Origin of the sequence: Denitrovibrio acetiphilus DSM 12809 (assembly GCF_000025725.1) — a bacterium.
Classification (GTDB): Bacteria; Chrysiogenota; Deferribacteres; order Deferribacterales; family Geovibrionaceae; genus Denitrovibrio; species Denitrovibrio acetiphilus.
The window spans coordinates 1565064-1588654 of the sequence record NC_013943.1 but is presented as its reverse complement, the minus strand read 5'-3'; the positions used below and the strand labels follow the sequence as shown (position 1 = coordinate 1588654).

Here is a 23591-nt window from a genome sequence, read left to right as displayed (position 1 = left end):
TAAATGGAAATAAGCATACTCATAACGGATGACACAGAGGCATATGGTAACAGTCAGCTTTTCAGCGATTGTGCAGAAGCGGTTTTTTCCATGCTTAAGGTAGATTTTGACGACTGTGAGATATCATTGCTGCTCACCACTGATGACCGCATTAAAGAGCTTAATGGTGAATACAGACAGAAAGACCGCTCGACAGACGTGCTCTCTTTCCCTATGAGCGAGGATCCGCTGTCGGAAGGCGGGATGCTGGGGGATATTGTTATATCTCTTGAAACAGCAAAAGAACAGGCGGACGAAGCTGCCATAATGCCTGACCGCGAGATAGCCTTTCTTTTTATCCATGGTCTCCTTCATCTGATGGGGTATGAGCATGAAAATGATCCCGACGAAGAGGAAGAGATGTTCGATCTTCAGGAAGAAATTCTCCGAAATCTTCTGGAAAACGGTAAAGTGCCTTGATATTGTGAATCCAGTGTGTTAAACAAAACTAGACAATTTTAATATCAGAATGATCGTATTCTGAAATATTCTTTAATGGCAGGTATATACTTTAAAAAATGGACTCGGGTAGTTCGTGTAATTTAAATAATGTGGGGCAGCTCCTGTGAATGAATCATTAATCCTTGAGCTGTTTGCAATCGGCACCTGTGTAATTTTGTCCGGCTTCTTTTCAGGAAGCGAAACAGCACTGACATCACTCGGTGAACTGAAGATCAGACATATGATCGAAGAGGACAAAAAAGCAAAGCCTCTTAAGCTCTGGCTGGAGCACCCTAACAAGGTTCTCAACACCATTCTTATCGGTAACAACATAGTAAATATTCTGGGCTCGGTACTGGCGACAGATTTTTCTGCGAAACTTTTCGGAGATTCACGTATCGCAGCGGTAACAGGCGTTATGACGCTTTTGGTGCTCTTTTTCGGAGAGATAACACCTAAAACCTTTGCCAAGCACAATGCGGCGGCGATAGCTCCTTATGTTATACGCATGCTGAGGGTTCCATATCTGTTTTTCTACCCTTTCTCCTTTGGTATCAATAAAATGGTGAAGGGGATGATCATACTTTCCGGTGGGAAACTTGACAGAAATAAAAACCAAATAACAGAAGATGAGCTCGAATTTTACATTTGCGAAAGTGAAAAAGAAGGGATTATCGAAAACGGTAAGAGCCGTATGCTTCAAAACATATTTGATATCAGTGAGATATATGTAAAAGAAGTTATGGTTCCGCGTACGGATATGGTAGCTATCGACATCGAAGACCCGGTGGAAAGCTACATAGACAAGATCCACGCATCAGAGTTTTCACGTATCCCTGTATATGAAGAGACCATAGATAAAATAATAGGAATCCTTTATGTTAAAGACCTTCTGAGATTTGTCAATGAGGACAGCACTCAGTTTGATTTGCGTAAAGTGCTCAGGAAACCGTATTTTATACCTGAAACTAAAAAGATAGACTCCATGCTCAGTGAATTTCAGCGTAACCGTAACCATATGGCTATTGTCATAGATGAATATGGCGGTGTTGACGGACTTGTGACCCTTGAGGATATCCTTGAAGAGATCGTTGGGGAGATATGGGACGAATACGACACTGAAGAACAGGAAGTAACTGAAATATCTGAAAATACTTTCATAGTAGATGTACGCATGGATATTGATGATTTCTGTGAGAAATTCGGACTGGAAAAAACTCATGAAATGGATGAGTACGAGACTGTTGGGGGGCTTGTCTTCGATATCGCAGAGAAGATTCCTGAGGTCGGGGAACAGTACGTTTATGAAAATTATCAGTTTAAAATTTTGAATAAACACGAAAGAAGACTTGACAAGGTGGAGCTTAGAAGGATAGAGAAAGAGCCTGACGAAAAACAGGAGAACTCCACCGACGATGAAAAAATTTAAAACCGGATTCATATCCATCATGGGCAGACCTAATGTTGGGAAGTCCACACTTCTGAATGCTCTCATGGGGGAGAAGATAGCTATTACATCTTCGAAACCTCAGACAACAAGAGCGAATATTCAGGGTATCCTTACAGGGGAAGACTTTCAGCTTATTTTTATCGATACCCCAGGATATCACAAAGCTAAAGACAGCATCAATAAGATGATGGTGCAGCAGGCGAAAGAGTCACTTGAGGCTGTCGATGCTATTTATGTGCTCGTTCAGCCGGATGAATTTATGGGACCGGAACTCACCAGCCTTATCAAAGTTCTGGAAAAGACTGACGCTGTTAAATTCCTTATTATCAACAAGGTGGATCATTTTAAAAAAGAACTTGTGTATGACATGGCAAATAAAATGTTCCCCATGCTCGAGTTTAAACATGTTCTGCCTGTATCTGCTCTTAAGGGGACAAATGTTGCCAAGCTACTTGAGCTTACCCTCGAAGAGATGGAAGAGGGCGAACCTGTCTTCCCTGCTGATGAAGTGACCACTCAGCCGGAGAAACTTCTCGTTGCGGAGTTTATACGTGAGCAGGTCTTCAGACAGCTTTCAGACGAAATTCCATATCAGATTGTTGTTGAAACAGAAAAAATTGAAGACAGAAGTGATGATTTGATGTATATTGCAGCAGCTATCATAGTGAACCGCGACTCACAAAAAGGCGTGGTTATAGGCAAAGGGGGGCAGAGGCTGAAAGAGATCAGCACCGCTTCCAGAGTGTCACTGTCAAACTTTTTCGGGGTTAAGATTTATCTGGAACTCTTTGTAAAGGTTAAGACAGGATGGCAGACCAAAGATGAATATCTAAGGATGCAGGGGCTTTATTAAAAGGTAGAACAAATGGTGCTTAATCCGCGCTAATTTTCACACAAAAAGGTTAACATATGCTTACACAATCTCTAAGGGTAAAACTGGAAACAGTCAGAAAACTTATCAGACGCAATGCCAGACATCCCCTGGAGAACTTGTTGACTAAGCTTCATCCGGCAGACATTGCATCCATCTATAAAAACCTTACTGAACTGGAAAGAGAGAAGATCTGGAACTATATATCTGATCAGTCAATAATTGCTTCCGCCGTTCTCGAGCTGGAAGATTCCGATATCATACATTTCTTTGAAAACAGACCCCTTAAAGAGATTGCTCCTATCATCGAAGAGATGGAGTCCGACGATGCTGCCGAGATTGTCCGGCTGCTTCCTGACGACATGACAGGTGAGCTTCTCAAAATGATAGGGAAAGACGAAATGAGCGAGGTTGAGACCCTGCTCACATTTGCAGAGGATACTGCCGGTGCTATCATGAACACCAGCTTCTTTGCCCTTCAGGAAGATATGACTGTAAAAGAAGCTACTAAAACTCTTCACAAGGCTGAAGATGTAGAGATGGTTTTTTATCTTTACATAATTGATTCTGAAGGGAAACTTTCTGGAGTTTTATCCCTGCGCCAGCTTATTCTGAACACGCCGGATAAGAAACTGTCCGACATAATGTCCAGAGAAGTTATAAATGTTAATACCGATGTCGACCAGGAAGATGTTGCAAAGATGGTTGAACGGTATGACCTCCTTGCTCTGCCTGTTGTGGACGAGAATTATAAACTCGTTGGGATTATCACTGTTGATGACGTTATCGATATTATACGTGAAGAGGCGACAGAAGACATCTATCGTATGGCTGGTACCAGCGACGGTGAACTTTTGTTCGGTCATAATTCAGCAAAGGTTGCCAGAGTCCGCCTTCCTTGGCTTCTCATAACTTTTGCGGGGTCTATGGTGTCTGGTTTAGTTGTTGCTTTTTTTCAGGGGAAGGTAACACAGTTTGCACTGCTTGTGCCTTTTATGCCTGTTATTATGGCAATGGCGGGGAATGTCGGCTCTCAGTCAGCGACTATTCTGATACGTGGTGTGGCTCTGGGCAAGATTAACCCTTCTGATATTGCACGGGTAACTTTTAAGGAGATGCGTGTTGGTGCTATCATAGGACTGACCTGCGGTCTTCTGCTTTCCGGAGTAAGTTATTTCGTGGACGGAAGTGCTATTTTAGGTCTTTCTGTTGGCGTTTCCATGTTTTTTTCACTTAGCATAGCAGCCTTCACAGGTGCTTTTGTGCCTGCCACCCTTATTAAGCTTAATTTCGACCCTGCTGTTGCCTCCAGTCCATTCATAAGTATGCTTAATGATATCCTTGGTCTTTCTGTTTATTTCGGCACCGCAGTTATGTTTTTCAGATATTTAGGATGAGCAGAGAAAAAACAGAAGCGATTATTTATAAACTGGTCAGATATGCAGACAGCTCTGCTATCGCTTTTGCCTTCACCGAAGATTTCGGACGCTTAAAGCTCTTTGTCCAGAAAGCATTCACTAAGAAGGGTGGCATTATGTGCTTTATGCCCGGGATGCTGGATTTTGGTAAAAAAGATACAGACCTTTCTAAATATTACTCATTTGAAAATAACACCGCCTACTATCATTATCTGAACAATCATGAAATTGTAATGCGTATGCATCTGATCTTTGAAATTATTGAAGGGCTTTATGAGCCGGAGCTGCCAGATAAAAAGCTTTTCGATCTTCTTTTGAAATATGATGATGAGAATTTCCGTAAAATAACTCCGTATATTATATATTTTATTCTGAAACGGTCAGGTGTGATGTTCCAGCTTGACTCATGCTATAACTGCGGTTCGAAAGATGATGTGTATTGTGTTACGAGCCACGGCTTGTGCTGCCCCGTCTGTTCTGAACAGCTTGGCTCTGCAAGCTACTGCGACAGAGAATCTGCCTATATAATCAAATGTATGGGTAACAGCTCGCTGTACCGCAATGTAACCGTAAATAGAAAACAGGAACTGCAGGTGCTGAAAGGACTCAGCGAATATAGCGCAATGGTTATTGAAAAGCCTCTTAAAAGCCTTAAAACTGTATTAGAGATTATTTGAAATATTTATATCTGATATTTTCTTTACATTCATTCCGCTTTTGCTTAAACTTAATAAGTATTTCACATACAACATATTTAACTGCGAGGGAGTCATGGAAAAAGGCGTAACGAACCTTAACAGGTTTCTATTGGAAGAACAGCGTAAATATCCCGAAGCTACAGGTGGTTTCACCATCCTCATAGAGTCTATTGCGTTTGCATCAAAGATAATAAGCAGAGAAGTGAACAAAGCGGGGATCGTGAACATAATAGGGAAAGCCCAGTCAACAAATGTTCACGGCGAAGACCAGCAGAAACTTGATATCTATGCAAATAACCGGATGATAACTGCTCTTGATCATCTTGGTAAACTATGTGCAATGGCATCAGAAGAGAACAACGAACCCATATTAATACCGGACGAATACCCAAAAGGTAAATATCTGATAGCTTTCGACCCTCTTGATGGGTCAAGCAACATTGATGTCAACATTAGCATCGGAACCATCTTCGGCATTTATAAGCGTCAGGATGGCAAAGAAGGCAATGCTTGCTGTACAGAATTCTTTCAGCCAGGCAGAAATATGGTTGCGGCGGGATACATCATCTATGGTTCTTCAACTATGCTTGTATACACCTCCGGCAATGGTGTCCATGGTTTTACTCTTGACCCAAGTATAGGGGAATACATCCTCAGTCACCCTTTTATGAAATTTCCTGATAGTGGTAAAATCTATAGCATAAACGAAGTTAATTATAACCGTTGGGACGAAGCTACCAGAAAATTCGTTGATTATCTGAAAGGTCATGAAGAACGTGAATATACATCCAGATACATTGGTTCCCTTGTTGCAGATTTTCACAGAAATCTCCTTAAAGGCGGGGTCTTTGCATATCCGGGCGATACTAGAAACCCAAGAGGGAAGCTGAGACTTCTATACGAGTGTGCACCTCTTGCTTTTATTGCTGAGCAGGCAGGCGGTATGGCTGTTAACGACGAGATCAACATTCTTGACATCGTCCCTACAGACCTTCACCAGAAAGAGCCATTTTATATCGGTTCCAAATACGAAGTCGAAACATACCTGAAAGCTAAACGCGGAGAGCTTTAGTCTGGATGCTGATAGGCGCACATCAGTCGATATCAAAATCAATAGATCTTAGTATAAAGAGGGCACTTGCAGACGGCTGTGAGTGCCTTCAGGTTTTTGTAAAGAACAATAACAGATGGGAAGGGAAAGTTATCTCAGAGGAAGAAGCGGAAAAGTTCCGGAAGGGGCTTGCTGATTCCGGTTTTAAGGTCTGTGCTCACTCCAGCTATCTTATTAATCTGGCATCTTTCAAAGAAGATACATACATAAAGTCCGTAAAAGCGTGTAATGATGAACTGTCCAGATGCGACAGGCTGAACATCCCTTTTTACGTCATACACCCCGGCTCACACGTTGGTGAAGGGGAAAAGAAGGGGATAAGACGCATCGCAGACACCATCGACAGAGTTTATGAAGGTGGATATCAATGTATGACTCTCCTTGAGATGGTGGCGGGGCAGGGGACAAACATCGGCTACAGCATAGAAAATATGCTTGATATAATAGAGCTTTCTGCCAGTAAAGATAAGATCGGCATATGTTTTGACTCGTGCCATATGTTTGCGGCGGGGTTTGACCTGAAAGATGATTATGACAATGTCACTAAAGAGCTATTTGAAGCTTTTGGTGATAAGGTAAAAGTATTCCATCTGAACGACAGCAAAAAACCATTGAACAGCCGGCGTGACAGGCACGAACTTGTGGGGAAAGGGGAGATAGGCGAGGATTTCTTCAAAAAAGCCGTGAATGACGCCAGATTTAGTGATATCCTCGGCATACTTGAAACACCTGTTGAAGAAAATTATAAAAAAGAAATAGAATTGCTTAAGTCATATAGGGAGTGCTGATATGGAAGTCATAGAGACACCGGTAGTTACTGTTATGAAAGAAATTTTGAAGCCTGATAAAATTATAGAGACACACATCTCTCAGGTTTTTATAAAAGATGATTTTGTATATAAAGTGAAAAAGAACGTTGATTTCGGATTTCTCGATTTTTCCTCCAAAAAGAAACGCAAAGTTATGTGTATTGTGGAAAAAGAGCTGAATGAGAGGTTCTGTAAAGGGATATATCTTGATGTGCTGAAGATCGCACGTAAAGAAAAAACTTTTGAGCTCGTACCCTTTGACAGCAGTCTGATAACTCTTGACTATTGTGTTAAGATGAAACGAATCCCCGAAGAGTCATTTCTCGCTCATAAGATAAAGGAGGGGGAGGTTGATGCATCAGACGCAGCGGAGATAGGCAGAAAGATAGCAGAGCTTTTTAAAGGGATCGTGACAGACCCGGAAGCTGCGGAACTTAATGGCGGTGCGGATATTGTCCGTCAGAACTGCATAGAGAACTTCGACCAGATAAGACCTTTCTGCGGGCGTTTTATAACCGAAGAGGCTCTTGAGTTTGTGCAGAAGCAGACGGTTAAATTTCTTGACTCTAATATGGATCTTCTTAATAAACGTGTTAAAGACGGCTTTGTTGTTGACGGTCATGGTGACCTCCGGCTGGAACATATCTATATGGAAGGGGATACATTCGGACTGATAGACTGCATTGAATTCAACAAAAGATTCCGATTCAACGATGTTATGTCTGAGATGGGATTTCTCTGTACCGAGTCTGACCAGATGGGGGATACTGCATTTGCTGACGGTCTTATGGACGGATTTTTAAGCGTTTATGACGATGAAGGGAGCGCAAACCTCATCAATTTCTATAAAGCATACCGGGCTATGGTGCGTGCAAAGGTTGCATGTTTCCTCCTTGCGGATAAAGATGAAAGTTTTGAATTTTACGAAGATAAAAGAGCTGAAATAGCTAAATACATGGAGATGGCTGTGATATACAGTCTGAACATGTTTGAGACAAAAGCTGTTATTTTCTATGGGCTTATGGCAAGTGGAAAGACTAAAAACGCCAGAACTTTTGCAGAGGCTTACCCTGTTGAGCATGTGAATACAGATGTTGTCCGTAAGCTTATGCACGGGATAGACCCAGATGCTAAAGTTCATGTTGATTTCGGCGCAGAACTTTATTCTGCTGAAAACTCTGCAAAGCTTTATGAGTATATGGGTGATATGGTTGAGAGCAATAAAGCTCTGGGACGTATGACTCTTATTGACGGCAGTTTTACTAAAATTTGTTATATTGATCAACTTTGTAGTAAATATACCGGAAAATTCACTAAGGTACGCTTTCACGCTCCGGAAGATGTTGTTATGGACAGACTTCAAAAACGTCTTGAAGCAGTTACAGCATCCGATGGCAGACCTGAAATATACGAAGCACAGAAAGCTTCGGCGGAAGATATCGGCTCAGACTTTGAAGTGGAAACAACCGGAGAACCAGAAGATAACGTAAAAGCAATAATCGGATATTTAATTGATAAAGCATAATTTTGAAATAAAACAGGTGAATTCGCCGTTCGAGGACACAGCGTTCTTCCTTAGGAACGTGTATAAGCCGGACGGACTTCTTTTCGACTGCGGGCGTATAGGCGGGCTCTCCAATAGCGAAGTTCTGTCTATATCCGAGATACTCATCAGTCATACCCATATAGACCATTTTTATGGATTTGACCGTATACTTCGTGGGACGTTGCTTTCAGGGAAAAAGTTCCGTGTGTTCGGACCGCCTGGGATTATTAAAAATGTTCAGGGGAAGATTGATTCCTATACCTGGAATCTCATTAAGAGCTATCCTGTCAGCTATGAAGTTATAGAGCTGAATTTGGACAAAGAAGAGTATAAGACAGCGTTTTTCTCTGCTGCGAACGGTTTCGAGAGAGAGGACAGTATCCTTAAGCACTCTGACATGGTTCTAAACGGTGGTTTTAAGCTTGATTTCGAATTCTTTGACCACAGAGTGCCCTCTGTAGGTTATCGTGTTACAGAGCCGGATATGGTTGCTGTGTCAAAAGAGAAAGTTGCAGAGCACGGGTATATTTCAGGCAAATGGCTTGCAGAGCTGAAAGAGAAAGTTCTTGCGGGCAAGCTGAATGAGAACATAGAAACAAACACGAGCAGCGGGAGAGTTATCAGGAGCGTTGGTGAAGTGCGTGACCAGATTATAGAAGGAATTAAGCCTCAGTCAGTTACGTATATTACTGATATTGCGCCATATTTTGATAATGTCACCAAGGCGATAAGATTCGCGGATAAATCCACAATCCTGCTGATAGAGGGGATGTTTTTAAAGAAAGATGTCCTCCATGCAAATTACAAAAAACATCTGACTCTGGAGCTTTCAAAGTATATTTTCAGAGAAAGTGGTGCAGATTTTGCCCGTTTTTTCCACTTTACGTCCAGATATGACAGCAACAAAAAAGAGCTCTATGACGTGCTTTATGATGGTATGAAAGGGAAAATCCTTTAATATTTTATGAGAAAGTATGCGTGGCTGATAATACTAATTATATTTACGGTGATTTACATGTTTTCCGGAAGACCACAATATGAACTTATGCCTTTTATTGACCTGAGCGAAGTTGATGACGGAGAACTTTCCGACCTTGATTTTAAAAAAGCAGAATCGGAGGATGTCCGGCTGCCCGAAAACTACCCACAGTTTTATAAAGGCGGAGATGTAGGTGTACTCATTGTTCATGGCTTTACAGGGTCGCCTCTGGAGATGCAGCCTTTAGCTGATTATCTTCAGAAAGCCGGTTTTTCAACTTATCAGGTTCGTGTTGCTGGGCATGGTTCAGAACCGGCAAACCTGAACCTCACCACATATGAGGACTGGTACGAATCTGCAAGATACGGATATTTTATATTAAGAAGAAACTGTAAAAAAGTTTATATTCTTGGTGAATCAATGGGCGGACTGGTAGCTCTGAGTGTTGCTGCATATAACGATACTGACGGAACTATACTCCTGTCGCCATGCATAAAAATGAAAAATTCCGCTGTTAACCTCAGCCCGTTTCTCAGACATTTTGTCAAAATAATCCCAAAGGTTGAAGCGGGTGACTGGAAGAAAGAATTAAGACATATATACTATGACAAGTGGCCTGTTGAAGGGATCTATCAGCTTCTTATGTATACAAAATATATCAGTACCCATATGGAAAAGATGGATTTTCCAATGCTCGGGTTTCAGTTCATGAACGATGCTGTAGTCAGTGGAAAAGCAACCAAAGAGTTCTTTGAAAATGCTCCTGCCGAAGACAAAAAACTTATTATTTTCCCCAATAAAAAGATGAAAAACCATATACTTGTGTCTGAAAAAAATGTTTACAGAGAAGAAATGTTTACTACAATAGCTGAGTGGCTGAATGAAAGAGGAGCAAATGATGTTAAGTAAAAACAAAATCGGTTTCATTGGCGGCGGTAATATGGCAGAAGCGTTACTTAAAGGGATGCTGAGTTCTGCCGGACCGCTGGATGTTGCTGTGAGTGACCTGAACACAAACAGGCTGGAGATGTTCCGCACGCAGTACGGTGTGGAAGCTATAACGAAAGATAGTAAGAAAGTCGTTGAATATGCAGATGTGATAATATTTGCTGTTAAGCCTCAGGTTATTCCGGAAATTCTTGACGAGATTAAAGACCTTGTTGCAGATAAACTTATTGTTTCCATAGCTGCCGGTGTTCTCACTGCAAGTATAGAAAGCCACCTTAACGAGGGAGCCAGAGTTGTGCGTGTTATGCCTAATACTCCTGCCCTTGTGGGGATGGGAGCTTCCGGTATATGCAAAGGCTCAAATGCCACACCGGAGGATATCGAGCTTGTGCAGACTATGATGGAGACAATAGGTGTATGTGTTGTAGTGGGGGAGGACAGAATGGACGCCATTACTGGGCTTTCCGGAAGCGGTCCCGCTTACGTTTATACATTCATTGATGCACTTGCTGACGCAGGAGTTAACATGGGACTGACCCGTGTGAATGCAACAACACTTGCCGCTCAGACTGTTATGGGGGCTGCGAAGATGGTTCTGGAAACCGGTATTCACCCATGCCAGCTTAAAGATAATGTGACAACTCCGGCAGGCACAACAATATGCGCTCTGCACGAACTGGACAGAGGAGCTTTCCGTTCCACAGTTATGAATGCTGTCGAGTCGGCCACCAAAAAGGCAGCCAAACTCGGCAAGCTGAACAAATAGATTTATCTAGTATGCGGACTCGTGTTCCGTACGCTTGATGATTTCTTCCTGAAGTTCATCTGTGATATCAACGAAATAATCTGAATAGCCGGCAACACGCACTATAAGGTCGCGGTAGTTTTCCGGCTTTTTCTGTGCATCGCGCAACGTCTTTTCATCCAGTACATTAAACTGTATATGGTGTCCGTCCATGCGGAAGTATGAGCGTACAAGTCTGCATACGTTTTCGATACCTTCATCTGTATGCATAAATTCTTTAGAGAAGCGTTGATTAAGGAGTGTTCCGCCTGTTCTCAGGTGATCTATCTTAGAGGCAGATTTGATAACAGCAGTAGGTCCGTGTCTGTCTGCTCCCTGAACGGGTGATATCCCTTCGGAAAGAGGCAGACCAGCTTTACGCCCTTCGGGGAGGGCTCCTATAACGCTGCCGAAATAGACATGGGATGTGGTGGGCAGCATGTTGATGCGGTGAACCCCGTTTTTAGTGTTTGGGCGTCCGTTAACAGATTTAAAAAATATCTCGAATATCTCTTTAGTCAGGTCATCTGCATAGTCATCATCATTGCCGTACTTCGGAGTGTCCTCCAGCAGTAGAGCGCGAAGATCCCCATAGCCTTCATAGTCTGCGTCCATGGCTTTTTTAAGGTCAGCAAGGCTGATGATCTGTTTGTCGAACACATTATATTTCAATGAAGCAAGTGAGTCTGTAGTGGAACCGAGACCGACCCCCTGAATGTAGGTTGTGTTGTATCTTGCGCCGCCGTTGTTATAGTCTTTTCCGTTTTTGATACAGTCTTCGACAAGAAGGCTGAGGAACGGCACGGGGATATTTTCCGCATAAAGGCGTTCGATTACAACATTGCCTCGTATTTTTATATCTATAAAGTAATTAAGCTGTTTCTGGTATGCATCCATAAGGTCATCAAATGTTTTGAAATCCGCTGGGATAGCAAGACCTATCTGTTTTTCTGTGCGTTTGTCATAGCCTGCATACAAAGTAAGCTCAAGAACTTTTGCCAGATTAAAATATCCTGAAAGAATATATGATTCAGTACCGAATGCTCCTGTCTCAACACATCCGGAAGCACCACCGTTTCTGGCGTCTACAATATCTTTCCCCTGTCTCAGAAGTTCCTGAATAATGGCGTCTGTGTTGAATATTGAAGGCTGACCGAATCCTGTTTTAACTATGTGCAGGGCACGTTTCAGAAATCTGTCAGGGTTCTTTTTAGATATCTGTACCATAGAGCTGGGCTGAAGAAGCCTCATATCCTCTATGACGTCCAGCAGAACATATGAAAGTTCGTTCACAGCGTCTTTCCCTTCGGGGGTGACACCGCCTATGTTAATAAGAGCAAAATCAGTATAAGTGTTTGATTCCTTAGCCGTTACACCTACTTTAGGCGGAGCAGGATGGTTGTTGAATTTGACCCAGAAAGAGCCTAGAAGTTCTTTTGCGCTCTCTTCTGTTATGCGTCCTGCCTCTAGGTCTGCTTTGTAAAATGGGTAGAGGTGCTGGTCGAGTCTGCCGGGATTAAAAGCGTCCCATGGGTTTGTCTCTGTAACAACGCCTATGTGCAGAAACCAGTAAAGCTGAAGAGCTTCCCAGAAGCTTTCAGGGGCATTTTTAGGCACACGTGAGCAGATGGAGCTCATCTCCTGAAGTTCAAGCTTACGTTTTGTGTCAGGCTCAGCATCAGCCATTATTTTAAGAGCTTTTGCATTGCGTTCAGCGAAGTTTATCATTGTATCCGCTGCAATAAGCATAGCTTTAAGTTCTTCGTTTTTATCAAATGCTTCAGGGTCATTATAGAAGTCAAGTTTAGCCTGAGCTTCGATAACTTCTTCTTTCAGTCCTTGCAGACCTGTTTTGAATACTTTCCCGCCCAGCACAGTGTGACCGGGGGCTCTCTGCTCCTGAAATTCGGTAAATACACCAGCTTCGTATGCATTTTTCCACTGGTCGGTCATGTGCATCATAACCTTTTCTCTGTGAGATTTGCCTATCCAGTATGGGTAGACAATTTCCTCGTGGAGTTTTCTGTTTTTGTCGTCCACTTTGAAGGAGACTTTCGGTCTGTTGTGAAGCATGTCAAAATCTTCTTTAGAGTGGATGCAAACTTCAGGATAAGTGGGAGTTGCTTTGGCTCTGGGACCGCGCTCCCCTACGATAAGCTCACCATCCTGAAACCAGAGCTCTTTTTTATCCATTATATAATAAAAAGCTTTTGCCCGCTGAACCGGAACGGAATAACCGTCTGCTGCACCGCTTTTAAAAAACTCAGTAAGGAGCACACCACGTTCAGACGACACTGTTTCAACTGCATCAAGGCTTTCTCTGCGAAGTCTTTTTATCCTTTCTGTCATGTTTTTATCCTCCGATTTTCACTATGAAGTCTTTGCTGGTAAAGAAGTCCGCTATCTGCTGCATACGTTTTGCTGAAGGCTGTTGAACTCCAGCCATATGATACTCCATTCCCAGCCTACGGTACTTATCCCTGCCTATTTTATGATAGGCTAAGAGGTCTATTTTGATTTGTTTATACTCAGAAAGAAAATCTGCTATCTGAATAAGATTTTCCTCTGTATCGGTTATTCCCGGTATCACAGGAAATCGAACTCTCACATCAGCCCCGCTTTCCAGTAGAAACCTGAGATTTGCCAGTATTAGTTTGTTTGATACGCCACAGTATTTTTTGTGTGCATCATCGTTCATCAGCTTAATGTCATACAGGAAAGTATCAACTAATGGTGCGGCGGTTTTCAGCACTTTTGTACTGACATGTCCTGTTGTGTCCACACATATATTTATATCACTCTTTTTACATTCGGCAAGGAGCGAAATCAAAAATTTATCCTGTTGGAAAACTTCTCCACCGGAGAACGTGACTCCTCCACCGGATTCCTCGAAAAAGATTATATCCTTGTTTATCTCCGTCATCACCTCGGAGACTGTCATTTCTTTGCCGACAGTCTCTTTGGTGGTTCTGGTTGTATTGTCAAGTTTTAGCTCTTTTGTTATGGTTTGCGGAGCCTGCATCCTGCTTTCAGGGTTGTGACACCACATACATGATAGAGGGCAGCCTTTGAAGAATACTGTTGTTCGTATTCCTGGTCCGTCGTGAACAGCGTAGTGCTTTATGTCAAAGATAATCCCTTTATTTACGCACATATGCCCGTTTTAGCTCTTTTTACCAAGATATGCTTCCTGAACTTTAGGGTCGCTCAGAAGCTCTTTTGCACTCCCTTTGATGGTTACATTCCCAACATCAAGCACATAACCCCTGTCGGCGAGTTTCAGAGCAGCTTTGGCATTTTGTTCAACGAGCAGTACAGTTACCCCGTGGGAAGATATCTTTTTTACTGCTGCGAATATCATCTTAACAAGTATCGGAGCAATACCGAGTGAAGGTTCGTCGAGGAGCAGGAGCTTTGGCTGTGCCATAAGTGCTCTTGATATGGCGAGCATCTGCTGTTCACCGCCTGATAGTGTTCCTGCAAGCTGTTTACGCCTCTCCAGAAGACGTGGGAAAAGTTCGTATATCCACTCAAGTGTGTCTTTGTCCGCTGTCTTCTGGGAGTATGCCCCCAGTTTCATATTTTCTTCTACTGTCAGTGTACCGAAGACCTGACGCCCTTCCGGTGACTGTGCTATCCCCGCCTGAACTATTTTATGAGCGGGCATTTTAGTGAGATCCTTTCCTTTATAAAAAATGTTTCCTGATTTAGCCTTTATAAGTCCGCTTATAGTTCGGAGTGTAGTCGTTTTTCCCGCACCATTTGCCCCCAGTACGGAAACTATTTCCCCTTCTTTTACATCAAAGCTGATGCCTTTTATCGCCTGTATACTTCCATAGTTGACGACAAGGTCTTTTACTTCAAGCAGTGTTTCAGCCATATTAATCTTCCTCCTCATCGTCGTCGGTTCCCAGATAAGCTTCGATAACTATAGGGTCATTCTGGATAAATTCAGTTGTCCCTTCGCTTATTTTTTTACCGAAGTTAATTACTGTGATGTAGTCAACCAGCTGCATTACCATGTCCATGTCGTGTTCAATAAGGAGGATAGTAATGCCCATCTCTCTGATCTTAAAGATAAGATCTACGAGCTCAAGGGTCTCTTTGTCGTTGAGACCGGCTGCCGGCTCATCAAGGATAAGAAGTTCTGGTTCAGTGGCAAGCGCCCTTGCTATCTCCACTCTGCGCTGGATACCGTATGCAAGTGAGTTCGTAGGTGTTTTCGCATAAGGCATAAGTTCGAGAAATTCCATTATCTCCCGAACCTTCATCCAGTTTTCATACTCGTCTTTTTTATATGCGGGTGTGCTGAAAAGTCCCTGATACCATTTTTGTTTTGATTTCTGATGGCGACCGGAGATTATATTTTCCGCAACACTCATTTTACCGAACAGACGAATGTTTTGAAAAGTTCTGACAATACCGAGTGATGATATGTCACAGGGGTGCATACCTGATATGTCATGTCCTTTCCAGAGTATAGAGCCGCTTTCTGGTTTATATATACCTGTTATGCAGTTGAAAGCTGTTGTTTTTCCTGCACCGTTAGGTCCGATTACACCGTAAATCTGCCCCTCGTCAACTTTAAAGGAGAGGGAGTCCATGGCGACAACGCCGCCGAATACTTTTGTTACGTCTTTAAGTTCAAGTAGAAGGCTCATGCTTTCTCCTCCGTAACATATTTCGGCAGTTTGCCGTATTTAGCAGGGAACATACCTTCAGGACGAAGTATCATAGACAATATCATGGCAAAACCAAAAACAAAGTATCTGGCTGTTGCGAATTCTCTGAATACTTCCGGCAGAACGAACATTATGAATGTACCTGCGAGTATTCCGGGGATAGAAGCCTTTCCGCCCACAAGGACGATGGCAAAGAAAATGACAGAGGTCATAAAGTTGAAAGCCTCGGGGCTGACCGCTGCATATTGTATAGAGAATACAAATCCGGCAAGACCTGCTATTGCAGCTCCGAGAGAAAAGGCAAAAACTCTGTAAAAGCGTGCGTTTATGCCAATGCTTTCTGATGCGAGTGAATCTTCCTGAACATAGTGGAGGGCCCTTCCGACTTTGCTTTTTTCAAGATTGCGTATTATCAGCAGGGTAAAGAGCAGCAAAGCAAAAGCGATGTAGTAAATTGGAAGAGGCTCATCAAGGAAAAATCCGAATACCTCAGCATTCACCCCGAATATCCCGTTAGGTCCGCCTGTTAAGCCGAACAGGTTGTTTTTCAGAGCCTGTTCAAAAACAATGTTCATCCCCACCGTAGCCACCAGCAGGTAGTCACCTCTAAGGTGCACAATAGGGCTTGATATCACTATTGCGATTATTGCAGGGATAATGATCACAAAGGGTATTGCTACCAGCACGTTATATCCGAAATGGACATTTAAAATAGCTGTTATGTATGCCCCCAGTCCGAAAAACAAAGCGTGCCCCATATCAAACATGCCTGCACGTCCGAGAACAATGTCTACACTGAGCGCGACTACTGAGTAAATGCAGAAGGTTGTTATAACTGTCAGCCACCTTGGGTTATCCACAAGAGGGAATAACGCCAGGCAGGTGAAGAGTATTATATATCCGATTTTAGCTCTGTTCATCATTACACCTTCTCCGCAACACGTTCGCCGAGAATACCGGTAGGACGAACTATCAATATCATTATCAGTAGTATATAGGTGAACGCTTCCGCCCATGCAGAAGAGACATATCCGGCTATCAGCGCTGTGAAAAGACCGAGGAGATAACCGCCGACCATAGAGCCGGGGATGTTACCGATACCGCCGAGAATAGCAGCGATAAATGCGCTCATACCGTATGTCCAGCCCAGATTAAAGCTGATCCCTCTATAGTACATACCGATGAAGAGACCACCCACAGCTCCGAGCATAGAGCCGAGTACAAAGATGATGATGATAATAAAGTTTACATTTATCCCCATCAGCTTTGCAGCGTCCTGATTGATGGCGCTGGCTCTGATGGCTGTCCCCATTTTGGTAAAGTTTATGAACAGTGTCAGAGCGAGCATAAGCATAATAGTGATTATGATCATTGCTGCCTGAACAAAGGTAATTGTGACACCATAAATATTCCAGCTTGTTGCAGGAAGGATGTCAGAAGGGAAGATGAGGATGTTTGGTCCCCATACGAGCATGATACCGTTCTGTATCATCATGGATGCACCAAGTGCTGATACCACAGCAGAGAGCCTCGGAGCATTCCTGAGCGGACGGTAAGCAATTCTTTCCAAAAGAACCCCGAATATTGCCACCACTATCGCAGTGAGCAGAAAAACGAGTACAATGGTGAGTGCCTGTGGCATTGCTCCCCCCGCAGCCATTTGCGTATAAAAGACAAGTCCGATGTACGCAGACAGAGCTACAAGGTCACCATGAGCAAAGTTGATGAGCTTCATAACGCCGTAAACCATTGTGTATCCAAGAGCCACAAGGGCATAGATACTGCCGATGGTTAAGCCGTTAACTATCTGTTGCAGTAAGATATCCATATAGTTTTCCTTTTCATTTTTTTCGTCACCCTAAGTGCAGAGAAGGGTATTGTCTTCGTTGCGCCCAGAATGACGATAATCTTCAGCTTGAGAGAAGAAACAAAGGGGCAGGCGGTTTCAGCCCGCCCCCGAAAGAAAGATACTTTATTTACTGTTTTGGGTAGGCTACATCATAGCTGCCGTCAGCAGTTATTTTGTATACCATGAAGGCAGAGCCTACACGCTCGCCTTTGTCATCCCATTTAAGCTTGCCGGACATACCATTCAGCTCATTGCTGTGGAGCCATTCAGAAAGCTTTTTGGTGTCTGTTGTGCCAGTTTTCTCGATAGCTGTAAGGAATGCAAGCAGACCGTCAGCGTTAAGAAGAGCCCATATAGATGGTATATCTTTACCGAATTTAGCACGGTAGTCAGCGAGGAAATTTTTGGCTAGGTCGTATGGAAGCATGTCAGGTGTAGGAACGTTTACGATCATTGCACCTTCAGCAGCTCCGCCAGCCAGTTTGCGGAAGTCCACGTTATCGTTAGCATCACCACCGATGAAAGCTGCATCGATGCCGAGTTGTTTCTGCTGAGCGCGGAGGAGCCCGCCATCAGCATAGTAACCGGAAAAGTAGATTACATCGGGATCAAGTGATTTAACTTTTGTGAGTACAGGTGTAAAGTTCTGGCTGCCGGCTTTGATTTTGCCTTCGTAAACGATATTACCGTTAACAGCTTTGATCTCTTTTGTTACTGCGTCAGCAAGACCCTGAGCGTAGCTGGAGTAGTCGGAAACTATGGCAATTCGCTTAAATTTTGCAACGTTAACCATATATTCTGCTGTAAATTGAGCATTCGCAGAGTTAGGGTTAGAGTTTCTGAAGAATGTCCAGTAACCATTTTTAACAAGAGAGTCGCTTGTACCGTCTGTAGTCTGAAGAACGCCTGCACGGTAGTATGTTTTTTGTGCAGCTTCAGCAGCAGAAGATGTGTAAGAGCCTATAACCATAATAACGCCTTTGTTAACGAGCTCTTTGGCACAAATTGCAGCTTTCATTGCCTGACCTTCGTCATCACAAGTGAAAACTTCGAGTTTCTTGCCGAGGAGTCCACCTTTGGCATTATACTGCTCAACCATAAGTCTGGTAGCGTTGTCGATACCTTGACCTTCGTTAGCATACTGTCCGGTTGTCGGAGCCTGAACACCGACTTTGATTGTGTCAGCCGCAAATGCTGTAGCTGCAAAGAGTGCAGATACCAGAACCGCGAGTGACAAGGTAAAAAGTTTCTTCATAAATCCCTCCAGATTTTTCCGTGTTTATAGTTTTGCACGGTTTTTTGACAAAATTGTCATTGAAGCAGAGTTAAACTTTACTACAATTTCCGCACTTTATCAAACAATTAGCCTATTCAGCCTCCATGTGAGGATACTCAATGGAAACTGGTGGGACGAAATTTTCTTTTATTGTTCGTGTGTTAACCCAGCGAATAAGGTTGAGGTAACTTCCTGCTTTGTCGTTTGTACCGGAACCCCTGCCGCCGCCGAAAGGCTGCTGACCAACAACTGCTCCTGTAGGCTTGTCGTTGATATAGAAGTTACCTGCGGAATCTTCAAGCACTTCAAGAGCTTTGGCGATAAACTCTCTCTCACTGGAGAATATTGCGCCGGTGAGTGCGTATTCATTACCTGAGTTACAGTACTCGAGGTATTCATCGCATTTAGCGTCTTCATAGAAAGTTACTGTAAGGACAGGCCCAAAGATCTCTTCTTTGAATGTTTTGAACTCAAGGTTTTGTGTTGTGATAACAGTAGGCTCAATGAACCAGCCTTTAGAGTCGTCATAACCGCCGCCTATTGCAACTTCTGCATCTTTTGCATCTTTAGCGAAGTCTATGTAGCTTGTTATATCTTTGAAAGCTTTCTTAGACACACATGCTGTCATGAAGTTTGTGAAGTCGAAAGGGGAACCCATTTTGATAGTTCCTATAACTTCTTTCATGCGTTTCATGTATTCATCTTTCATAGACATAGGGATATATGCGCGTGAAGCAGCGGAACATTTCTGCCCCTGATATTCGAAGGAACCTCTGACGGAAGCAGCCACAAGCTGTTCGATGTCTGCTGTGTTATGTGCAAAGATATAGTCCTTACCGCCTGTTTCTCCGACAATGCGTGGATAAGACTTGTAGTCCCAAATGTTTTTGCCGATTGTTTCCCAGATAGTTTTGAAGACTTTTGTACTCCCAGTAAAGTGAATACCTCCGAAATCTCTGCTTGAGAATGCGATGTTTGAAAGGTCAGAAGACTTACATGGGATAAGGTTTATAATACCGTCCGGCATTCCTGCTTCTTTGAATATTTTCATAAGAAGATAAGGTACATAAACAGCGTCAGTTGATGGTTTCCATATACAGACATTTCCCATCATAGCGGGAGCTGTAGGGAGGTTGCCTGAAATAGCTGTGAAATTAAAAGGTGTTACAGCAAGTACAAAACCTTCAAGGGGGCGGTATTGGAGACTGTTCCACATCCCTTTTGAGTTAAGCATAGGCTGCTCAGAATAAATCTGCTGCATAAAGTAAGTGTTGAAACGGAGAAAGTCGATAAGCTCACATGCGGAGTCGATTTCTGCCTGTACAGCAGTTTTACCTATTGAAAGCATTGTTGCTGCGTTCATCTGAGCACGGTATTTTGTACTGATGAGCTCTGCAACTTTAAGAAATATACCTGCTCTGTGGAACCATGGCATCTTACTCCATGCTTTTCTGGCTTCCATAGCTGTATCAATGGCAAGCTGGATCTCTTTTGGGCCTGCCTGGTGGAATTTACCAAGCTTAATAGAATGATCGAAAGGTGCTGTTATTTCAACAGTGTTGCCGCTTTTGATCTCTTTACCGCCGATGATTACAGGTATTTCTATATACTGTTCTGAGAGTTCTTTAAGGGCTGCTTTGAGTTCTTTCTTCTCTTTGCTCCCTTCGCGGTACTCAAGAACCGGTTCGTTTGAAGGATGTGGTACGTTGAAAACGCTATTATTCATTATTATCTCCTTTGATTAATATAAGTAGTTGATTATCTTCCGCCTGTGAGAAAACCTTTTATGGCTGAACCAACGATAGCCGGGTTTTCCTGAAGCCTTCTTATGCTGTAGGGTATCCAGTCTTCGCCAAATGGTGCATAGACACGAAGAGTGTGCCCTTCAGCGAGAAGTCTTTTGCGAAGCTCAGATCTCACTCCCAGAAGCATCTGGAATTCATACTCTTCTTTTTTAAGATTATGTTTTTTAAGCAGGTCGTAAGCTCCATTGATCAATACATCGTCATGGGTTGCTATGCCGACATAGGCCTTTTTCGAAAAGAGCAGGTCGAGGGCTGACATAAAGTTTTCCTGAACTTCTTTTCTCCCCTGAAAAGCAACATCGGAAGGCTCTTTGTAAATTCCTTTACAGAGGCGGATATTAGCTTTTGAGGATGTGCTGGTGATATGCTTTAAGTCGTCGAGTGTTCTTCTCATGCAGGACTGAATAACAGTTCCGCAGCTTCCGGGCATTTCTGCATCAAGCTTCAGGTACAGGTCAATGGTGTAGTCTGTGTATGGATTGTTTTCCATATCTATGCGCACAAAAATGTTTTTTTCGTGGGCATACTTTACGAGCTCCGTGATGTTTTCAGTACAGAATTCCATGCTGACGAGAGCACCGAGAGCCGTGGGTTTGATAGAGATGTTGCCGTCGAGATTCTGTTCTTTAATAGAATCAAGCACATGCTTATACATATCTACTGTAGCTCTTGCCTTTGCCGGATCTTCGTTAAATTCTCCGAGTAGGTCGATCGTTGTTACAGCTCCCATGTCGTTCAGTTCTCTGGTCAGCAGGAAAGCATCCTCTGCCAGACCGCCGGCGACATAACGCTTGGCAAAAAAGCGTACAAAGCTTTTGGGCATAAAAGGCATCATGTTCGCAATTACTGTGTTTATCATTTAATTTACTCCAGATATTAAAAAGTCGGCGGTGTGTTCACCCATAAGAGGATAGTTTCACCGTCAAATGTATTCTTCCATCTGTGTGGGACGTTTGAGTTATAAAGGGCACTGTCCCCTTCATTCAATGTCATTGGGCGACCGTCAAGGGTGATCTCAACCTGTCCTTTCATTACATAGACGAATTCTTCACCAAGGTGGATGTTGTAGTCATCCCCGCTGTATGCGCCTTTGTCCAGTATGTGATATAGGGGTTCGAGTACGGAATTTGCTTCGCGGTGCTTGAGTGATTCGTAGACAACTTTGGAAGCTTTAGAGCCAAGCCTGACCCGTTTATCTTTTCTAACTACTATTGAATCTGTTTCTGAATCATCCCCTGAAAAGAACGAAGTGATGGTAACACCGAGTGCATCTGCGATTTTTCTCAGGCTGGCAACAGTGGGGGAGATGAGATCTCTTTCCAGCTGAGATAAAAAAGAGATGCTGCACCCGCTTGTTTTGGCAAGATCTCTTAGTGTCATATTATGTTTCAGCCTGAGCTCTTTAACGGTTTTACCAAACTCCAAGATAAACCCCCGTTTGTTTTATACTGTTCATTATAGTGAACAGTATCCAAATGTCAATTAAATTATATTATGCTGACTTAAGAAATTTCTATAGGTGTTTAAAGTGTTGGTAAATAATAGATATTATTTTTGAATTCTAGCAGGATAAGGAGAGTGTGTAATATTCAATATTTACTATAATTAAATTATTTGTTCTGTAAAATGAAAAATGTTTAGATTACATAACAAAATAAGTTTTTTGTTATGATTTAGGAAACATAATAAGGCGCAAAAAAAGAGCCGATCAATGACCGGCTCTGAGTAATGTCTGATTATAAAATGTATGTTATATTTTTGCTGAAATAAGATCACCCATTTCGTCAGTTTTGACGAGCTTCTGGTCTGACCCTTTATTATAGATGTCTCCTGTTCTGTATCCTTCTTCCAGTATGGCTTCTATTGCATTTTCTATATCACACGCAGCTTCGTCCATCCCGAAAGTATAGCGAAGCATGAGTGCAGCAGAAAGAACCTGAGCAATAGGGTTAGCTATGTTTTGTCCTGCTATGTCCGGAGCTGTTCCGCCGATAGGTTCGTAAAGACCAAATTTAGATTCATTGATAGAAGCGGAAGGTAGCATACCGAGAGAACCTGTGAGCATTGCAGCAGCATCTGAAAGTATGTCGCCGAACATGTTTCCGGTTACTATGACGTCAAACTGCGATGGGTTGCGTACGAGCTGCATAGCAGCGTTGTCTACATACATATGTCCCAGCTCTACATCAGAATATTCTTTATGAAGCTCTGTGATAGTCTCTCTCCAGACGATAGAGTTCATAAGTACATTGGCTTTATCGACAGATGTGACTTTTTTGCTGCGGAGTCTTGCTGCGTCAAATGCCAGCCTTGAGATACGGTCAATTTCTGGCTTGGAATATATCATTGTGTCTTTGCCAACCGTCCTGTCGGCGCTGATCTCTTTCGGCTGACCGAAGTAGATGCCGCCTGTGAGCTCACGAAAGAAAACTATATCCAGACCGTTGGGGATGTATTCTTCTTTGAGTGAACTTGCAGATTTCAGAGGGTTAAAGATTTTAATAGGTCTTATATTGCAGAAAAGTTTAAAATGGGCACGAAGAGGGAGGAGTGCTCCTCTTTCTGGTTGCTGCTCCGGCGGGAGATTTTCCCATTTAGGGCCGCCCACAGAACCGAAAAGTATGGCATCTGCATTTTCGCATGTCTTAACAGTATCATCGGGGAGGGGGGTGCCGTGGTTATCTATTGCTATCCCGCCAACATCGGCGAATGTGTATTCGAATGTTTTTTTGTACTTTTCAGAAACTTTGTTCAGGACTTTTATTGCCTGCTGCATTACTTCCGGTCCAATTCCGTCACCGGGGAGAACTGCTATTTTTCCCATATTTTCACTCCATATCTATTATATTCAGAGTGATGATATTAGCATTAGTACAAAGGTAAAG

Annotated in this window: 22 protein-coding genes; 11 read left to right on the top strand and 11 right to left on the bottom strand. The window is 43.0% G+C overall.

Features of this window, described 5'->3' with window-relative positions:
• Positions 1-3: 3 nt before the first annotated feature.
• The 11 genes from ybeY to proC all read left to right on the top strand — a co-directional run bounded on the left by ybeY (position 4) and on the right by proC (position 11076).
• On the top strand, positions 4-459 hold the full coding sequence (ybeY, locus tag DACET_RS07660) for an rRNA maturation RNase YbeY (RefSeq protein WP_013010810.1): 456 nt from the start codon (positions 4-6) through the stop codon (positions 457-459).
• Between the two features lie 145 nt (positions 460-604).
• Complete coding sequence (locus DACET_RS07655; protein WP_013010809.1) at positions 605-1909, top strand: hemolysin family protein; 1305 nt, start codon at positions 605-607, stop codon at positions 1907-1909.
• Entirely contained in the window at positions 1896-2783 is an 888-nt protein-coding gene (gene era, locus DACET_RS07650; RefSeq protein ID WP_013010808.1) for a GTPase Era, read from the top strand. The genes DACET_RS07655 and era overlap by 14 nt, the downstream gene beginning before the upstream one ends.
• 56 nt (positions 2784-2839) lie before the next feature.
• Positions 2840-4198, top strand: coding sequence for a magnesium transporter (gene mgtE, locus DACET_RS07645; protein WP_013010807.1), 1359 nt, complete (start codon positions 2840-2842; stop codon positions 4196-4198).
• Positions 4195-4896 (top strand): DNA repair protein RecO, encoded by a 702-nt coding sequence (gene recO, locus DACET_RS07640; RefSeq protein ID WP_013010806.1) that lies wholly within the window; start codon positions 4195-4197, stop codon positions 4894-4896. The genes mgtE and recO overlap by 4 nt, the downstream gene beginning before the upstream one ends.
• 94 nt (positions 4897-4990) lie before the next feature.
• Positions 4991-5989, top strand: coding sequence for a class 1 fructose-bisphosphatase (gene fbp / locus DACET_RS07635; RefSeq protein ID WP_013010805.1), 999 nt, complete (start codon positions 4991-4993; stop codon positions 5987-5989).
• Positions 5990-5994: 5 nt separating this feature from the next.
• Entirely contained in the window at positions 5995-6816 is an 822-nt protein-coding gene (locus DACET_RS07630; RefSeq protein ID WP_013010804.1) for a deoxyribonuclease IV, read from the top strand.
• A gap of 1 nt (position 6817) precedes the next feature.
• The gene (locus DACET_RS07625; protein ID WP_013010803.1) at positions 6818-8362 is read left to right on the top strand and encodes a bifunctional aminoglycoside phosphotransferase/ATP-binding protein; all 1545 of its coding nucleotides are present in this window, start codon (positions 6818-6820) and stop codon (positions 8360-8362) included.
• The gene (locus DACET_RS07620) at positions 8349-9341 is read left to right on the top strand and encodes an MBL fold metallo-hydrolase (RefSeq protein WP_013010802.1); all 993 of its coding nucleotides are present in this window, start codon (positions 8349-8351) and stop codon (positions 9339-9341) included. Before DACET_RS07625 ends, DACET_RS07620 begins: the two co-directional genes overlap by 14 nt.
• A gap of 57 nt (positions 9342-9398) precedes the next feature.
• On the top strand, positions 9399-10271 hold the full coding sequence (locus DACET_RS15525; RefSeq protein ID WP_052293517.1) for an alpha/beta hydrolase: 873 nt from the start codon (positions 9399-9401) through the stop codon (positions 10269-10271).
• Positions 10258-11076: a pyrroline-5-carboxylate reductase gene (gene proC, locus DACET_RS07610; protein WP_244392578.1), complete on the top strand. Its 819-nt coding sequence runs from the start codon at positions 10258-10260 to the stop codon at positions 11074-11076. The genes DACET_RS15525 and proC overlap by 14 nt, the downstream gene beginning before the upstream one ends.
• 6 nt (positions 11077-11082) lie before the next feature.
• Here proC and hypD read toward each other — a convergent pair whose 3' ends face one another.
• The 11 genes from hypD to leuB all read right to left on the bottom strand — a co-directional run bounded on the left by hypD (position 11083) and on the right by leuB (position 23530).
• Positions 11083-13443, bottom strand: coding sequence for a trans-4-hydroxy-L-proline dehydratase (gene hypD, locus DACET_RS07605; protein WP_013010799.1), 2361 nt, complete (start codon positions 13441-13443; stop codon positions 11083-11085).
• Between the two features lie 4 nt (positions 13444-13447).
• A complete protein-coding gene (locus DACET_RS07600) occupies positions 13448-14248 on the bottom strand; it encodes a glycyl-radical enzyme activating protein (protein ID WP_013010798.1) in 801 nt (266 codons plus the stop codon).
• Between the two features lie 9 nt (positions 14249-14257).
• A complete protein-coding gene (locus DACET_RS07595) occupies positions 14258-14974 on the bottom strand; it encodes an ABC transporter ATP-binding protein (protein WP_013010797.1) in 717 nt (238 codons plus the stop codon).
• A gap of 1 nt (position 14975) precedes the next feature.
• Positions 14976-15755 carry an ABC transporter ATP-binding protein gene (locus tag DACET_RS07590; RefSeq protein WP_013010796.1) on the bottom strand — a complete coding sequence of 260 codons (780 nt, stop codon included), beginning with the start codon at positions 15753-15755 and terminating at the stop codon, positions 14976-14978.
• On the bottom strand, positions 15752-16699 hold the full coding sequence (locus DACET_RS07585) for a branched-chain amino acid ABC transporter permease (protein ID WP_013010795.1): 948 nt from the start codon (positions 16697-16699) through the stop codon (positions 15752-15754). Before DACET_RS07585 ends, DACET_RS07590 begins: the two co-directional genes overlap by 4 nt.
• Entirely contained in the window at positions 16699-17604 is a 906-nt protein-coding gene (locus DACET_RS07580) for a branched-chain amino acid ABC transporter permease (RefSeq protein WP_013010794.1), read from the bottom strand. The genes DACET_RS07585 and DACET_RS07580 overlap by 1 nt, the downstream gene beginning before the upstream one ends.
• A 148-nt stretch (positions 17605-17752) precedes the next feature.
• Positions 17753-18880 (bottom strand): branched-chain amino acid ABC transporter substrate-binding protein, encoded by a 1128-nt coding sequence (locus tag DACET_RS07575; RefSeq protein ID WP_013010793.1) that lies wholly within the window; start codon positions 18878-18880, stop codon positions 17753-17755.
• Between the two features lie 112 nt (positions 18881-18992).
• Positions 18993-20627 (bottom strand): L-glutamate gamma-semialdehyde dehydrogenase, encoded by a 1635-nt coding sequence (gene pruA, locus DACET_RS07570; RefSeq protein ID WP_013010792.1) that lies wholly within the window; start codon positions 20625-20627, stop codon positions 18993-18995.
• 32 nt (positions 20628-20659) lie between these two features.
• Complete coding sequence (locus DACET_RS07565; protein WP_013010791.1) at positions 20660-21565, bottom strand: proline dehydrogenase family protein; 906 nt, start codon at positions 21563-21565, stop codon at positions 20660-20662.
• A gap of 17 nt (positions 21566-21582) precedes the next feature.
• Positions 21583-22131: a helix-turn-helix domain-containing protein gene (locus DACET_RS07560; protein WP_013010790.1), complete on the bottom strand. Its 549-nt coding sequence runs from the start codon at positions 22129-22131 to the stop codon at positions 21583-21585.
• A 325-nt stretch (positions 22132-22456) separates the two neighbouring features.
• The gene (leuB, locus tag DACET_RS07555; protein ID WP_013010789.1) at positions 22457-23530 is read right to left on the bottom strand and encodes a 3-isopropylmalate dehydrogenase; all 1074 of its coding nucleotides are present in this window, start codon (positions 23528-23530) and stop codon (positions 22457-22459) included.
• Positions 23531-23591: the final 61 nt, after the last annotated feature.

Bases quoted from the DNA above. Each gene is read 5' to 3' on its own strand.
- ybeY (WP_013010810.1), top strand. From the start codon at position 4: ATGGAAATAAGCATACTCATAACGGATGACACAGAGGCATATGGTAAC.
- DACET_RS07585 (WP_013010795.1), bottom strand. From the start codon at position 16,699: ATGATGAACAGAGCTAAAATCGGATATATAATACTCTTCACCTGCCTG.
- DACET_RS07575 (WP_013010793.1), bottom strand. From the start codon at position 18,880: ATGAAGAAACTTTTTACCTTGTCACTCGCGGTTCTGGTATCTGCACTC.
- DACET_RS07625 (WP_013010803.1), top strand. From the start codon at position 6,818: ATGGAAGTCATAGAGACACCGGTAGTTACTGTTATGAAAGAAATTTTG.
- hypD (WP_013010799.1), bottom strand. From the start codon at position 13,443: ATGACAGAAAGGATAAAAAGACTTCGCAGAGAAAGCCTTGATGCAGTT.
- DACET_RS07630 (WP_013010804.1), top strand. From the start codon at position 5,995: ATGCTGATAGGCGCACATCAGTCGATATCAAAATCAATAGATCTTAGT.
- proC (WP_244392578.1), top strand. From the start codon at position 10,258: ATGATGTTAAGTAAAAACAAAATCGGTTTCATTGGCGGCGGTAATATG.
- DACET_RS07565 (WP_013010791.1), bottom strand. From the start codon at position 21,565: ATGATAAACACAGTAATTGCGAACATGATGCCTTTTATGCCCAAAAGC.
- fbp (WP_013010805.1), top strand. From the start codon at position 4,991: ATGGAAAAAGGCGTAACGAACCTTAACAGGTTTCTATTGGAAGAACAG.
- DACET_RS07595 (WP_013010797.1), bottom strand. From the start codon at position 14,974: ATGGCTGAAACACTGCTTGAAGTAAAAGACCTTGTCGTCAACTATGGA.
- mgtE (WP_013010807.1), top strand. From the start codon at position 2,840: ATGCTTACACAATCTCTAAGGGTAAAACTGGAAACAGTCAGAAAACTT.
- pruA (WP_013010792.1), bottom strand. From the start codon at position 20,627: ATGAATAATAGCGTTTTCAACGTACCACATCCTTCAAACGAACCGGTT.
- DACET_RS15525 (WP_052293517.1), top strand. From the start codon at position 9,399: ATGTTTTCCGGAAGACCACAATATGAACTTATGCCTTTTATTGACCTG.
- leuB (WP_013010789.1), bottom strand. From the start codon at position 23,530: ATGGGAAAAATAGCAGTTCTCCCCGGTGACGGAATTGGACCGGAAGTA.
- era (WP_013010808.1), top strand. From the start codon at position 1,896: ATGAAAAAATTTAAAACCGGATTCATATCCATCATGGGCAGACCTAAT.
- DACET_RS07590 (WP_013010796.1), bottom strand. From the start codon at position 15,755: ATGAGCCTTCTACTTGAACTTAAAGACGTAACAAAAGTATTCGGCGGC.
- DACET_RS07580 (WP_013010794.1), bottom strand. From the start codon at position 17,604: ATGGATATCTTACTGCAACAGATAGTTAACGGCTTAACCATCGGCAGT.
- recO (WP_013010806.1), top strand. From the start codon at position 4,195: ATGAGCAGAGAAAAAACAGAAGCGATTATTTATAAACTGGTCAGATAT.
- DACET_RS07600 (WP_013010798.1), bottom strand. From the start codon at position 14,248: ATGTGCGTAAATAAAGGGATTATCTTTGACATAAAGCACTACGCTGTT.